Source organism: Nocardia sp. NPDC102475, assembly GCF_055584605.1.
In genome coordinates this window covers 64,650-77,669 of sequence record NZ_JBVJLS010000008.1, presented here as the reverse complement: position 1 = coordinate 77,669, position 13,020 = coordinate 64,650, and the positions used below count along the sequence as shown (strand labels likewise).

General features: G+C 64.3%; 18 protein-coding genes. 16 read left to right on the top strand and 2 right to left on the bottom strand.

All coding sequences use genetic code 11. The features are described from left to right. Positions 1–48: 48 nt before the first annotated feature. Positions 49–525 carry a hotdog fold domain-containing protein gene (locus ACZ60G_RS16595; protein ID WP_465810971.1) on the bottom strand — a complete coding sequence of 159 codons (477 nt, stop codon included), beginning with the start codon at positions 523–525 and terminating at the stop codon, positions 49–51. A 548-nt stretch (positions 526–1,073) separates the two neighbouring features. Here ACZ60G_RS16595 and rpsJ point away from each other — a divergent pair. Genes rpsJ through rpsQ form a run of 11 tightly spaced genes read left to right on the top strand, consistent with a single transcriptional unit; the run spans position 1,074 to position 6,341 of the window. Further along, positions 1,074–1,379: a 30S ribosomal protein S10 gene (gene rpsJ / locus ACZ60G_RS16590; protein ID WP_003938093.1), complete on the top strand. Its 306-nt coding sequence runs from the start codon at positions 1,074–1,076 to the stop codon at positions 1,377–1,379. Between the two features lie 14 nt (positions 1,380–1,393). Further along, positions 1,394–2,059 (top strand): 50S ribosomal protein L3, encoded by a 666-nt coding sequence (rplC, locus tag ACZ60G_RS16585; RefSeq protein WP_465810970.1) that lies wholly within the window; start codon positions 1,394–1,396, stop codon positions 2,057–2,059. After that, positions 2,056–2,730 carry a 50S ribosomal protein L4 gene (gene rplD / locus ACZ60G_RS16580; protein ID WP_465810969.1) on the top strand — a complete coding sequence of 225 codons (675 nt, stop codon included), beginning with the start codon at positions 2,056–2,058 and terminating at the stop codon, positions 2,728–2,730. Before rplC ends, rplD begins: the two co-directional genes overlap by 4 nt. Beyond that, positions 2,727–3,032, top strand: coding sequence for a 50S ribosomal protein L23 (rplW, locus tag ACZ60G_RS16575; protein ID WP_040686547.1), 306 nt, complete (start codon positions 2,727–2,729; stop codon positions 3,030–3,032). Before rplD ends, rplW begins: the two co-directional genes overlap by 4 nt. Positions 3,033–3,065: 33 nt before the next feature. Next, positions 3,066–3,902, top strand: coding sequence for a 50S ribosomal protein L2 (rplB, locus tag ACZ60G_RS16570; protein ID WP_063046550.1), 837 nt, complete (start codon positions 3,066–3,068; stop codon positions 3,900–3,902). 15 nt (positions 3,903–3,917) lie between these two features. Further along, positions 3,918–4,199 carry a 30S ribosomal protein S19 gene (gene rpsS / locus ACZ60G_RS16565; RefSeq protein WP_040686549.1) on the top strand — a complete coding sequence of 94 codons (282 nt, stop codon included), beginning with the start codon at positions 3,918–3,920 and terminating at the stop codon, positions 4,197–4,199. Further along, positions 4,196–4,594, top strand: a complete 399-nt coding sequence (gene rplV / locus ACZ60G_RS16560) for a 50S ribosomal protein L22 (protein ID WP_062983231.1) — start codon at positions 4,196–4,198, stop codon at positions 4,592–4,594. Before rpsS ends, rplV begins: the two co-directional genes overlap by 4 nt. Continuing rightward, positions 4,595–5,404, top strand: a complete 810-nt coding sequence (rpsC, locus tag ACZ60G_RS16555; protein WP_465810968.1) for a 30S ribosomal protein S3 — start codon at positions 4,595–4,597, stop codon at positions 5,402–5,404. A gap of 3 nt (positions 5,405–5,407) precedes the next feature. Then, positions 5,408–5,824: a 50S ribosomal protein L16 gene (gene rplP, locus ACZ60G_RS16550; RefSeq protein WP_067519522.1), complete on the top strand. Its 417-nt coding sequence runs from the start codon at positions 5,408–5,410 to the stop codon at positions 5,822–5,824. Continuing rightward, positions 5,824–6,063 (top strand): 50S ribosomal protein L29, encoded by a 240-nt coding sequence (gene rpmC / locus ACZ60G_RS16545; RefSeq protein ID WP_040686552.1) that lies wholly within the window; start codon positions 5,824–5,826, stop codon positions 6,061–6,063. The genes rplP and rpmC overlap by 1 nt, the downstream gene beginning before the upstream one ends. Beyond that, entirely contained in the window at positions 6,060–6,341 is a 282-nt protein-coding gene (gene rpsQ / locus ACZ60G_RS16540) for a 30S ribosomal protein S17 (RefSeq protein WP_063047820.1), read from the top strand. The genes rpmC and rpsQ overlap by 4 nt, the downstream gene beginning before the upstream one ends. Before the next feature lie 83 nt (positions 6,342–6,424). Here rpsQ and ACZ60G_RS16535 read toward each other — a convergent pair whose 3' ends face one another. Beyond that, positions 6,425–6,898, bottom strand: a complete 474-nt coding sequence (locus ACZ60G_RS16535) for a hypothetical protein (RefSeq protein ID WP_465810967.1) — start codon at positions 6,896–6,898, stop codon at positions 6,425–6,427. A 131-nt stretch (positions 6,899–7,029) separates the two neighbouring features. Here ACZ60G_RS16535 and ACZ60G_RS16530 point away from each other — a divergent pair, with 131 nt between their 5' ends. The 5 genes from ACZ60G_RS16530 (at position 7,030) to ACZ60G_RS16510 (ending at position 12,834) form a co-directional block, all read left to right on the top strand. Next, the gene (locus tag ACZ60G_RS16530) at positions 7,030–8,241 is read left to right on the top strand and encodes a helix-turn-helix domain-containing protein (RefSeq protein ID WP_465810966.1); all 1,212 of its coding nucleotides are present in this window, start codon (positions 7,030–7,032) and stop codon (positions 8,239–8,241) included. Positions 8,242–8,244: 3 nt separating this feature from the next. Beyond that, on the top strand, positions 8,245–8,709 hold the full coding sequence (locus tag ACZ60G_RS16525; protein WP_465810965.1) for an NUDIX domain-containing protein: 465 nt from the start codon (positions 8,245–8,247) through the stop codon (positions 8,707–8,709). 45 nt (positions 8,710–8,754) lie between these two features. After that, positions 8,755–9,990: an MFS transporter gene (locus tag ACZ60G_RS16520; protein ID WP_465810964.1), complete on the top strand. Its 1,236-nt coding sequence runs from the start codon at positions 8,755–8,757 to the stop codon at positions 9,988–9,990. Between the two features lie 184 nt (positions 9,991–10,174). Further along, positions 10,175–10,621 (top strand): EXLDI protein, encoded by a 447-nt coding sequence (locus ACZ60G_RS16515; protein WP_465810963.1) that lies wholly within the window; start codon positions 10,175–10,177, stop codon positions 10,619–10,621. Positions 10,622–10,662: 41 nt separating this feature from the next. Continuing rightward, on the top strand, positions 10,663–12,834 hold the full coding sequence (locus ACZ60G_RS16510; RefSeq protein ID WP_465810962.1) for an MMPL family transporter: 2,172 nt from the start codon (positions 10,663–10,665) through the stop codon (positions 12,832–12,834). The last annotated feature ends 186 nt before the right edge of the window (positions 12,835–13,020 follow it).

Below are 13,020 nucleotides of genomic sequence, written 5' to 3'. Positions count from 1 at the left end.
TCAAACCGCTCCGTCCGTTCGCCCGCAACACTGCGTCCCGCCGGTCACCTACTTGGGGGTGATCCAAGTGGTGATGTCGGCGTGCACGACCTCGAGGCCGTGCTTGTCGTAGATGGACACCGGAACGGTCAGCTCCTGCCCCTCGATGATCCGGGTGAAGTCGGGCACCTCGGCCAGCTTCGCAACCGCGCGCAGACCGGTCTCGGCCTTGGCGAGGTACTGCACATTCATGGCCTTGGGAATCCAGCGGTGCGTGTCGGGCACCGTGGCCTCGCTCAGCATGCCCATGGCCACCTCGGCCAGGTTGCAGGCCGCGATCGCGTGGAAGGTGCCCAGGTGGTTGTGGATGCCGAACCACTTCGGCGAGGTCACCTCGCACAGTCCGGGCTCCAGCCGCACGACGCTCGGCAGCACCGTCCCGAAGTAGGGCACCCGGGCCACCATGCCGAGTGAGAACAGGGTGTGCCCCAGCCGGTTGTCCGGCAGCTTGTTCCAGATCCGATGAGTCGTGGTCGGTTTCGTCATGGCTCTATCTTACTCAGAAGTAAGTTCGTCGGCGGTAGTGGTCGGGCGCGCCCGGGATTCGCGCCCTGACCTGCTGGCGAAGTGTTGGTAGGGGGCGGATTTGAAGTCGCCAACGCGGTCGGGCATACTGTTCGGGTTGCCTTGCACCGGGTCATGCCGTTCGACGGTTGTGGCGGGTGGCGAGGCGAGCAACACCCAATCGTGTACCTCGCTGGACATCCAGCGTGGGTACGTCCGGGACAAACGTTCCAGGCCAGGTGAAGTTTCGAACCGGGGCCGAGGAATGAGCGGATGGGCGACACGCCCGACCGCGTGGACCGGAGAACCATGACAGATGAACAGCGGCGAGGATCGGGCGGTGCCCGGTCGCGGTCTCACGGTGTTGGATCTTGCCCGAGCGGGGGCCCTGCGTGGATACGCAGGCTGCCGCCTCCGGGCCTGACCCGATCGAGCTGGGACGTCTTCGTGTGTTCGGGCTGTGCAATTGAAGGTGGTACGGAAGCCGGCTTCCGGACCACGAACGATAAGCGGAGAAAAGGACACTTAGCGTGGCGGGACAGAAGATCCGCATCAGGCTCAAGGCCTATGACCATGAAGCGATCGACGCGTCCGCGCGCAAGATCGTGGAGACGGTGACCCGCACCGGGGCCCGTGTGGTCGGGCCGGTGCCGTTGCCGACCGAAAAGAACGTGTACTGCGTCATCCGTTCGCCGCACAAGTACAAGGACTCGCGCGAGCACTTCGAGATGCGGACGCACAAGCGGCTGATCGACATCCTCGACCCGACGCCGAAGACGGTTGATGCCCTTATGCGCATCGACCTGCCGGCCAGCGTCGACGTCAACATTCAGTGACGGGGACTCGAGATATGACTGACAACAAGAACAGGCCGGCGGCCGGCATCCTGGGCACCAAGCTCGGTATGACCCAGGTGTTCGACGACAAGAACCGTGTCGTCCCCGTGACCGTCATCAAGGCCGGACCGAACGTCGTTACCCAGATCCGCACCGTGGAGCGCGACGGCTACAGCGCCGTCCAGGTCGCTTTCGGCGCCATCGACCCGCGCAAGGTGAACAAGCCGGTTTCCGGTCAGTTCGCCAAGGCCGGTGTCACCCCGCGCCGCCACGTCGCCGAGATCCGTGTCGCGGACGCCTCCACCTTCGAGGTCGGCCAGGAGCTGACCGCGGAAGTGTTCGAAGAGGGCGCCTACGTCGACGTCACCGGCACCAGCAAGGGCAAGGGCTTCGCAGGCACCATGAAGCGCCACGGCTTCGCCGGTCAGGGCGCTTCGCACGGTGCGCAGGCAGTGCACCGTCGCCCGGGTTCCATCGGTGGTTGCGCCACCCCCGGCCGCGTGTTCAAGGGCATGCGCATGTCGGGCCGCATGGGTAACGACCGTGTCACCACGCAGAACCTGTCGGTGCACAAGGTCGACGCCGAGAACGGACTGCTGCTGATCAAGGGCGCGATCCCGGGTCGCAAGGGCAGCGTCGTGACCGTCAAGAGCGCAGTGAAGGGTGGTGCGCACGCATGACCAGCGTCGAGAAGAAGACCAACCTGACCCTCCCGGTCAAGGAACTCGGCGGCAAGACCAACGGCACCGTCGAGCTCCCCGCGGAGATCTTCGATGCCACCGCGAACATCTCGCTGATGCACCAGGTCGTGATCGCGCAGCTCGCTGCCGCACGCCAGGGCACGCACGCGACGAAGACGCGCGGCGAGGTCTCCGGTGGTGGCAAGAAGCCGTACCGCCAGAAGGGCACCGGTCGCGCCCGTCAGGGTTCGACCCGCGCGCCGCAGTTCACCGGTGGTGGCACCGTGCACGGTCCGCAGCCGCGTGACTACAGCCAGCGCACCCCCAAGAAGATGATCCGCGCCGCGCTGCGTGGCGCCCTCTCGGATCGTGCGCGCAACGAGCGCATCCACGTGATCACCGAACTGGTCTCGGGTCAGACCCCGTCGACCAAGTCCGCGAAGTCGTTCCTGTCCGAGCTGTCGGACCGGAAGAAGTTCCTGCTCGTCCTCGGACGTGAGGACATCGCGGGCTGGAAGAGCGTGCAGAACCTGGAGTTCGTGCACCCGATCGCGCCGGATCAGCTCAACACCTACGACGTCCTGGAAAGCGACGAAGTGGTGTTCAGCGTCGAGGCCTTGAACGCCTTCGTGCACGGCCCCGCCGAATCCGCACAGGAGGAGAGCAAGTGACCACGATCGCCGACCCCCGCGACATTCTGCTGGCGCCGGTCATCTCGGAGAAGTCCTACGGACTGATCGAGGAAGGCACCTACACCTTCATCGTGCACCCGGATTCCAACAAGACGCAGATCAAGATCGCCGTCGAGAAGGTCTTCGGTGTGAAGGTGACCAGCGTCAACACCGCCAACCGTCAGGGCAAGCGCAAGCGGACCCGCTTCGGTTACGGCAAGCGCAAGGACACCAAGCGCGCGCTCGTGACCATCTCGGCCGACAGCAAGCCCATCGAGATCTTCGGAGGCCCGGTCGCGTAAGCGCCTGGGAATCCAGAAAGCAGAGAAGAACTCATGGCAATTCGTAAGTACAAGCCGACTACGCCGGGCCGTCGTGGCTCCAGCGTCTCGGACTTCGCTGAGATCACTCGGTCGACCCCCGAGAAGTCGCTGATCCGCCCGCTGCACAGCAAGGGTGGTCGTAATGCGCACGGTCGCATCACGACTCGCCACCGCGGTGGCGGCCACAAGCGTGCCTACCGTCTGATCGACTTCCGTCGTCTGGACAAGGACGGCATCCCGGCCAAGGTCGCGCACATCGAGTACGACCCGAACCGCACCGCCAACATCGCGCTGCTGCACTACCGGGACGGCGAGAAGCGCTACATCATCGCCCCCAAGGGCGTGGTGCAGGGCACCCCGATCGAGTCCGGCCCCACCGCCGACATCAAGCCGGGTAACAACCTGCCGCTGCGCAACATCCCGACCGGTACCACGATCCACAACGTGGAGCTGCGTCCGGGCGGTGGCGCCAAGATGGCTCGTGCCGCAGGCATGAGCATCCAGCTGCTCGGTAAGGAAGGCCCCTACGCCACCCTGCGTATGCCCTCCGGTGAGATCCGTCGCGTCGACGTGCGCTGCCGCGCCACCGTCGGCGAGGTCGGCAACGCCGAACAGTCGAACATCAACTGGGGTAAGGCCGGCCGTATGCGCTGGAAGGGTCGCCGCCCCACGGTCCGTGGTGTCGTCATGAACCCGGTCGACCACCCGCATGGTGGTGGTGAAGGCAAGACCTCCGGTGGTCGCCACCCGGTCTCGCCGTGGGGTCAGCCGGAAGGCCGCACCCGCAAGCCCAACCGTCCGAGCGACAAGCTCATCGTCCGCCGTCGCAAGACCGGCAAGAAGCGCTGAAGGAGGAGGTAAGAAATGCCACGCAGCCTCAAGAAGGGCCCGTTCGTCGACGACCACCTCCTCGCGAAGGTGGACGTTCAGAACGAAAAGGGCAGCAAGCAGGTCATCAAGACCTGGTCCCGTCGTTCGACCATCATCCCCGATTTCATCGGTCACACCTTCGCCGTCCACGACGGCCGCAAGCATGTGCCGGTGTTCGTCTCGGAGTCCATGGTCGGCCACAAGCTGGGTGAGTTCGCGCCCACCAGGACGTTCAAGAGCCACGTCAAGGAAGACCGGAAGAGCAAGCGGCGATGACCACTGAGACTCAGAACCCGACTGCCCGGGCGACGGCGAAGCACGTTCGCGTCACCCCGATGAAGGCTCGCCGTGTCGTGGACCTGGTCCGCGGCAAGCGGGTCGAGGATGCACTCGCAATCCTCAAGTTCGCACCCCAGGCCGCGAGCGAGCCGGTCGCCAAGGTTGTCGCCAGCGCCGCGGCCAACGCCGAGAACAACCTCGGCCTGAACCCGGCCACGCTGGTCATCTCGACCGCCTACGTCGACGAGGGCGCGACCATGAAGCGTTTCCAGCCGCGGGCCCAGGGCCGCGCGTTCCGGATCCGCAAGCGCACCAGCCACATCACCATCGAGGTCGAGAGCGTGCCCACTGCCGGTGCTGCTCGCAGCCGCCGGAAGGGAGGGGCAAAGTAAATGGGACAGAAGATCAATCCCCATGGCTTCCGCCTCGGTATCACCACCGACTGGAAGTCGCGTTGGTACGCGGACAAGCAGTACGCGGACTACGTGAAGGAAGACGTCGCCATCCGCAAGCTCCTCGCCACCGGCATGGAGCGGGCAGGCATCTCCAAGGTGGAGATCGAGCGCACCCGTGACCGGGTTCGCGTCGACATCCACACCGCGCGTCCCGGCATCGTCATCGGTCGCCGCGGCGCCGAGGCCGATCGCATTCGCGCCGAGCTGGAGAAGCTCACCAAGAAGCAGGTGCAGCTGAACATCCTCGAGGTCAAGAACCCCGAGTCGGATGCGCAGCTCGTTGCCCAGGGTGTCGCCGAGCAGCTGTCCAACCGTGTGGCGTTCCGTCGCGCGATGCGCAAGGCCATCCAGTCGGCCATGCGTTCGCCGAACGTCAAGGGCATCCGGGTGCAGTGCTCGGGCCGCCTCGGTGGCGCCGAAATGTCGCGCTCGGAGTTCTACCGCGAGGGTCGCGTCCCGCTGCACACGCTGCGCGCGGACATCGACTACGGCCTCTACGAGGCCAAGACCACCTTCGGTCGCATCGGCGTGAAGGTCTGGATCTACAAGGGCGACATCGTCGGTGGCAAGCGCGAGGTCACGGCTGCTGCCGCGCCTTCGGGTGCTGACCGCCGCGAGCGTCGGGAGCGGCCCAGCCGCCCGCGTCGGTCCGGTTCCGCAGGCACCACCGCGACCAGCACTGAGGCCGGGCGTGCAGGCGCTGCCACCGCGGTAGCCGACGCCCCGGCAGAAACACAGGAGGGCTGACGCATGTTGATGCCACGGAAGGTCAAGCACCGGAAGCAGCATCACCCGGGTCGTTCCGGAATGGCAAAGGGCGGCACCTCGGTCGCGTTCGGTGAATACGGCATCCAGGCTCTCGAGCCCGCCTACGTCACCAACCGGCAGATCGAGTCGGCTCGTATCGCGATGACCCGCCACATCAAGCGTGGCGGCAAGATCTGGATCAACATCTACCCGGATCGCCCGCTCACCAAGAAGCCGGCCGAAACCCGCATGGGTTCCGGCAAGGGCTCGCCGGAGTGGTGGATCGCGAACGTCAAGCCGGGGCGCGTGATGTTCGAAATGAGTTACCCCAACGAGGAGACAGCTCGTGAGGCCCTGCGCCGCGCGATGCACAAGCTCCCCATGAAGTGCAGGATCGTGACCAGGGAGGAGCAGTTCTGATGGCTACCGGTACACCGGCCGCAGAGCTCCGCGAGCTCAACGAAGAGGAGCTCGTCGCCCGCCTGCGCGAGTCGAAGGAAGAGCTGTTCAATCTGCGCTTCCAGATGGCGACGGGTCAGTTGGACAACAACCGTCGCCTGCGCGTCGTGCGTCACGAGATCGCGCGCATCTACACGGTCATGCGTGAGCGCGAGCTCGGCCTGGCCTCGGCACCCGCTGGCAAGGGAGATGCGGCATGAGTGAAGAGAACGTGACCCCCGAGGTCAAGCGCGGCACCCGCAAGGTTCGCATCGGCTACGTGGTCTCGGACAAGATGAACAAGACCATCGTCGTCGAGCTGGAAGACCGCACGCGGCACAAGCTCTACGGCAAGATCATTCGCTCCACCACCAAGGTGAAGGCGCATGACGAGAACGAGATCGCCGGTGTCGGCGACCGCGTCCAGCTGATGGAGACCCGCCCGCTGTCCGCCACCAAGCACTGGCGGTTGGTCGAGGTCCTGGAGAAGGCCAAGTAACCCCTTTTCCGGCGGTAAAGCAAAGGCCCGCTTCCCATTTGGGAAGCGGGCCTTTTTCATATTTGCTCAGCGGTTCGGATTATTCACCCGGTCTGCGGCGAAGCCGGTCTATCGTTTCGATCGAATAACGATGCCAGCGTTGTGCTGATGACGTTCGACAGTATTGGCAGCAATTGATCGCGACCCGGCGGATTGATCCAGTGCGCCCCTTCGCGGGTCCACCGCCCGAGGCCTGTCGGTATCATCAGCGCACTGCCGACGATGGGCACACAAATGTTTTTGCGTGCCAGCAGTTCCAGGACTTGATTACCCGGGGAGTAGTCCACGGCCGCGACGAAGGTCCAGCGGATCTGCCGCGCCAGCACTGGGCCGGGAGTTCCCTGCTGTACCAAGGAATTTCGGACTTTTTCGGCCAATAGCTTGGGCATGTGGATAATGCCCAGATGGTTCGTCACCGGCAGCATGACGTAACCGCCGCGTTCCTCGGCGGGAAGATGAAACTGTTGGCGGTAGTAGTCCGCCCAATCGACGACGCTCTCGAGTTCCTCGGTGTCCACGGTGGCCTTTGTCCCGTTCAGCACTGATGTCGTTTGGTTTGCAAGTAGCCTGAGGCCGGATCAGATGTATGCCCGGAATATCTTTCCGGGATAGTTGCCCAGCCGAGTCGGAAGATTGTGTTGTGCGCGGAATGACCCAGAACCTCACCATCGGTGAGCGGGTGTCTTGGTACCGACGGCGTCGCGGTATGTCCCAAGACGTGCTAGCCGGTCTTGTCGGGCGGACAGACGATTGGATGAGCAAGGTCGAGAACAATCGGATTCCGCTGGACCGCTTGTCGGTGATCCGCCTACTCGCAGACGCATTGGATGTTTCGCTGGGAGACCTGATCGGTGATCCGAGTCTGTTGGAATGGACCACCGAGAGCGGGAGTTCGACCATCCCCGCACTCCGGGCCGCGTTGATGGACTACAGCCATTTGATGCCAGCGCCGGTGCCGCCCGCTCGTGATCCGGAGTCGTTTCAACTCCCCGCGCTCGAACGGGAGCTGCGTGCTGTTTTCGATGCCTATCAGGGGGCCAGGTTCGGATTTGTGGCGGGCCGATTGCCCGGCCTGTTGTCTGCGGCGCTGGCGGTCGCCCAGCGAGCGGAAGACGAATCCGGGTACCGGCTGTTGGCACTGTGCTATCAGGTGGCGGCCTCGGTGCTGACCAAGCTCGGCGAAACCGATTTGGCTTGGAACGCCGCGGAACGAGGTCTCGCGGCGGCTCAGCGAACCGATGATCTCGCGATTGTCGGTTCCCTGATGCGATCGGTCGCCTTCACGGTGATGTCTACGGGCCGTGTGCAACCCGCTGTCGATCTGGTCGAAGCCGGAGCGGCCTACTTGCAGCCGTACCTGCACGAGGGTCGGGACGACATGTTGTCGGTGTACGGAACGCTGCTGCTCGTCGGCTCGATGGCAGCCGCGCGGAGCAATCGCCGAGACACCGTGCAGGAGTTCCTGTCCGAGGCGGATGTGGCCGCGCGCAAACTCGGTGGTGATCGGAACTGCCTGTGGACCGCGTTCGGGCCCACCAATGTCGCAATCCATCGAGTCAACACCGCGATGGAACTCGGTGATGTGCAGATCGCGCTTCGGTTGGGACCTGGGCTGGATACCTCCGCCCTCCCGGTGGAGCGCCGGATTCGGCACCAACTCGAGCTTGCTCGCGCGTTCAATCTGGCTGGTCGCCAGCAGGATTCGGTATCGGCTCTGCTCGGCGCCGAGCAGGCGGCCCCGGAGCAGGTTCGCCATCATTACCTCAGCCGACAACTCGTACTCACCTGGATGCGCAACGCGCACGGCAGTCCTTCGTTCGCCTTGCAAGCCTTGGCCCAACGAATGCACGTCGTGAGGTAACCAATGACCAATGCGGACAATCGGTTTGCGCGCGCACGTCTGGCGGCGGGAGCGCTTTTCGTGCGCGGCGACGAGGTGCTGTTGGTGCACAAGACTTATGGCAGCGGTTGGGATATCCCCGGCGGGTATGTCGAGCCCGGGGAGTCGCCAGGTGCGGCCTGCCGTCGCGAGATTCGCGAAGAGCTCGGAATCGACCGTGCGCCAAGGCATTTGCTGGTTCACGATTGGGCGCCGAGCGAGGGGGAAGGCGACAAGATTCTCTATGTTTTCGATTGTGGCGATATCGGATCCGATGAGCGAGCCATCAGCCTCCAGGAGAGCGAACTCGACCGCTGGGCGTGGGTTGCGTTGTCGAAGCTCGATGACTACCTGATCCCGCGGCTCGCCCGCCGACTGCGCCAAGCCCATATCGCGCATTCCATGAGCCGTACCGTCTACCTCGAACATGGTGAGCCTGCGCCGATGTGATCCGGGCTGGAGCAGGTTCGTGGTTGCGCGCCGTCGGATCGAATCATGGGATTAATCGGTGGCGTGCGGGTGGGCGGGCGTGGGACGCTCGGTCAGGTGCGGGCCTACAGGGAGGTGCTGGCTGACTCGGCAGTGCGCAATGTGCTGCTGCTGGGGGTGATGGTTCGCATTCCGTTCTTCGCCGGGTCGGTGTTGCTCGCACTGCATGTGGTGCAGACGTTGCACGGGTCGTATGGGCAGGCCGGTGCGCTGAGTTCGGTTGTCACGCTGTGCGTTGCGGCGAGTGGGCCGTGGCGTGGGCGGATGTTGGATCGCTTCGGGCTGCGGCGCACGATTCTGCCGTCGATCGTGGTCGGGGCGGTGTGCTGGTCGATCGCGCCGTTCGTCGGGTACGGGGCGCTGCTGGTGCTGGCGGCGGTCGCCGGGTTTTTCGATATTCCGATTTTCACGGTGGTTCGGCAGGCTGTGATCGCCACGACCACCGAGCAGAGCCGCCAATCGGCGCTGGCACTGGAGTCGGTGTCGGTGGAGATGGCGTTCATGGTCGGGCCGGTGCTCGGCGTCGCCGCCGCGACGGCTTGGTCGACGACGCCCGCCCTCTTCGGGACGCAGATGGCGCTGGTGTTGGCGGGAGTCTTTGTCTGGGTGCGTAATCCGCCACTGCGCTCGGATGACAAGGCAGGGGACACGACGGTACCGCGGCGCGAATGGTTCCGGGTCGAGTTCGTGGCGCTGTGCATCGGCGCGTGTGTGGCGATCGCGGTGCTCGCGGGTTCGGAATTGACATTCGTATCCGCGATTCGCGAGTTCGGCGCGCAGCGGTGGCTCGGCGTGGTCATGGCGGTCTGGGGTTTCGGTTCGCTGGTCGGCGGGCTCGTCTACGGCGCGCTGCACCGATCCATTTCGACGTATGTGCTGCTCGCCGGGCTCGGCGCCGTCACCATTCCGATGTGCTTCGCCGTCGGTCCGCTACCGCTCGGGGTGACCGGGCTCATCGCCGGAGCACTTTGTGCGCCAACGCTTGTCGCATCCGTGGATCAGTTGAGTCGAATTGTTCCGGAGGGCGGTCGCGGCGAGGCGATCGGCTGGCACGGCGCCGCGATGACGCTCGGCAACGGCATCGGCAGTTCCCTCTGCGGCGTCGCGATCGACGCGGGCGGATTCCCGGCGGGTTTCGCGGCGGCCGCATTGCTCGGGCTCGGGCCAGGAATCGGGCTGTTGCTGCTGGTCAAGGTCGTGCGTCGGGTCGACCGGGAGGAACTGCCGGCCGGGGCGCGCTGAACTCGCTCGACGCAGGTCTTGCGTTATACGTATACATCTACTTATAGTGATTCCCGACGGACGCCGAGGAGCGGGCTCGAGGCGACCGGAAAACAACAGATCAAACTCACCGCAGCGGACCGAATCGGGTCCGCTGGCGTCGAACCCATGCTTTTTTGCATATCTATTTATGAGATGGGGAATCATGACACCGGATTCGAGCGGACCGACCGACACTGCTTCGGACGTGGCCACGATCAATATCGAGAAGAACGCATCGGATATGCGCGATGTGCTGCTCAAAGTCGGTCCCGGCGGCCTGCGCAGACAGCGCTTCGTCGGGCGAAAGCTCGGTGAGACAAGGGAATTCACCAAATCGGGAATCGAGGTGATCCGGGTCTATCTGAGCCGCAAGGGCAAATACGTAGTGCATCGGCAGCGGGCCGACTGGATGGACTTCGCGCTGACGAACTGGACCAAGGATCTGAAGAACTGGCGCGAGATCTTCGACGTCGACGACCAGACCTGGGGCGACTACACGGTGGACATCGTCGACTCGGTCGAGGAACTCGCCGGGCGGATTCCGGCACGCATCTACCGCGAACTCGTCGGCACCGCGACGAGTCCGAAGATCGACGAACTCGACATCTGACACCGGTCCGCTCGTTCGGATCTCGAAAGGACTTCTCCCACATGTTCGCTCGACTGGGCACGATCGTTGTGCACAACCCGTGGAAGGTGATCGGTCTCTGGCTGTTCATCGTGATCGCGGTGGTGGCCACGGCGCCGCAACTGAAATCGACCACCGACCAATCCGAATTCCTGCCATCGCATTACGAGTCGATTCAGGCAATGCAATTGCAGCAGAAGGCATTTCCGCAACAGCAGGCGCCCGCAGCGCTGCTCGTCTTCGTCCGCGCGGACGGCGCACCGCTGTCCGAGGCCGATTCGGCGAGCGTGATGGGGATCGCGTCGAAGCTCGACGACCAGAGAATAAAGGACGTCATCGGCATCCAGGCCGTTCCGGCCTCGGAGAACCGGTTGGTGCAGATCGCCGCCGTGCAGATGACGAAGGTGACCAATGCGGGCGATACGACGCAGAGCGATGCGGTCAAGAAACTGCGGGACGCATTGCGCGATCAGGTGCAGGGTTCGGATCTGAAGGCGGGTGTCACCGGTCAGGCGGCCCAGATGCTGGACCAGACCGAGTCCGGTGAAAAGGGTATGGCCATTATCGGCATCGCGACAGTCGTGCTGATTCTGGTGTTGCTGCTGATCATCTTCCGCAGTCCGGTGATCGCGCTGCTGCCGATTGTCGTGATCGGCGCGGTCTCCGGCACCGTCGGTGGCCTGATCGCGATGGTCAGCAAGGCCTTCGATCTGAAGGTCGACAGTTCGGTGAATTCCATTCTGCTGGTGGTGCTTTTCGGTGTCGGCACCGACTACATCCTGTTCCTGATGTTCCGGTACCGGGAGCGACTGCGGGCCGGCGAGGATCCGAAGACCGCGATGGTCAGTGCGGTCACCAAGGTCGGCGAGGCGATCACCTCGGCGGCGGGTGCGGTGATCATCGCATTCATGGCGCTGACCCTGTCCACGCTCGGTATGTTCCGTGCGCTCGGTCCCGCGCTGGCGATCGCCGTCGCGGTGGCGCTGCTGGCCGGTCTGACGCTGGTCCCCGCCGTGGTTTCGCTGTTGGGGACCAAGGTGTTCTGGCCGTCGAAGGCATGGCAGCAGGAGCCGAAGGGCGCGCGCTTCGGTGCGATCGGCGCGGCCATGGGTCGGCGGCCCGGTGCGTTCGCGGCGGTGTCCGGTGGGCTGCTGGTGGCTCTGGGCGTGTTGGCCTTCGGATTCCATCCCACATTCGATCTGAGCTCGGGCTCGACCTCGGATTCCTCCGAATCGACGGTCTACAACAAGGAATTGCTCGAGGGGATGCCCGCCGGGTCGACCCAGCCGTCCGAAGTGCTGTTGCATTCCGACACCGGCGCACCGCTCGACAATGACCAGCTCACCACCTACCGCGCTGTACTCGCCGCGGTGCCGGGTGTGAGTCAGGTCGGGGCGCCGACGGTATCGAGTGACCGAATGGCCGCCGACTTCCAGGTGACCCTCAATGGTGCGCCCGAATCGGATGCCGCGCTCGATACGGTGCGTGATCCGCTGCGCGACGCCGCGCATTCGGCAGCACCCGCGGGCACTACCGCTGTGGTGGGTGGCATCTCGTCGGTGTACGTCGACTTCCAGGACGCGATGGTGCACGACTACAAGATCGTGTTCCCGGTGGCGGCGATTCTCATCATGATCGTGCTGGCGCTGCTGCTGCGCAGTCTGGTGGCGCCGTGGTACCTGATGGCCTCGGTCTTCCTCGGCTTCGCCGCGACGCTCGGTGCCGCGGTACTGGTTTTCCAGCACTTCCAGGGCAATTCAGGACTGATCTTCACCCTGCCGGTGATCATGTACCTGTTCGTGGTGGCACTCGGCACCGACTACAACATTCTGATGGTCGCTCGCTTGCGTGAGGAGGCGCGAGCCGGAAACGAGCCGAAACAGGCTGCGGCCCTCGCGGTTCGGCACACCGGTCCGACCGTCGCCGCAGCCGGTGTAATCCTGGCGGGCACCTTCGCCTCGATGATGTTGGCGGGCAACAATGTCCTGTCGCAAATGGGCTTTGCGATCTCGGTCGGCATCGCGATCGCCGCATTCGTCATGGCGATGTTCTTCACCCCGGCGGTGACCGCGCTGATCGGGCACCGAGCCTGGTGGCCGGGACATGGGGACCGGGATTCGAAGGGCGCATCCGAGGGGAAGTCGCAGGATGCGCGCCCGGATCAGTACGCGTACTCGGACATGTACAACAACTAAGGGCAGCGACTTCGGGAACGCCGATAAGTCCAGCCGCAGAGTGAACAGGGCCGTCCGACTCGGGATATCCAAGTCGGACGGCCCTTCTCGTGGTCCTCAATGCTCGTTGCCGCATACCCAGTGACTACCTCGCATAGCGTGCAACCTATGTGAGGTAGTCACTGAGTATGCGCGAGCAGGGATCAC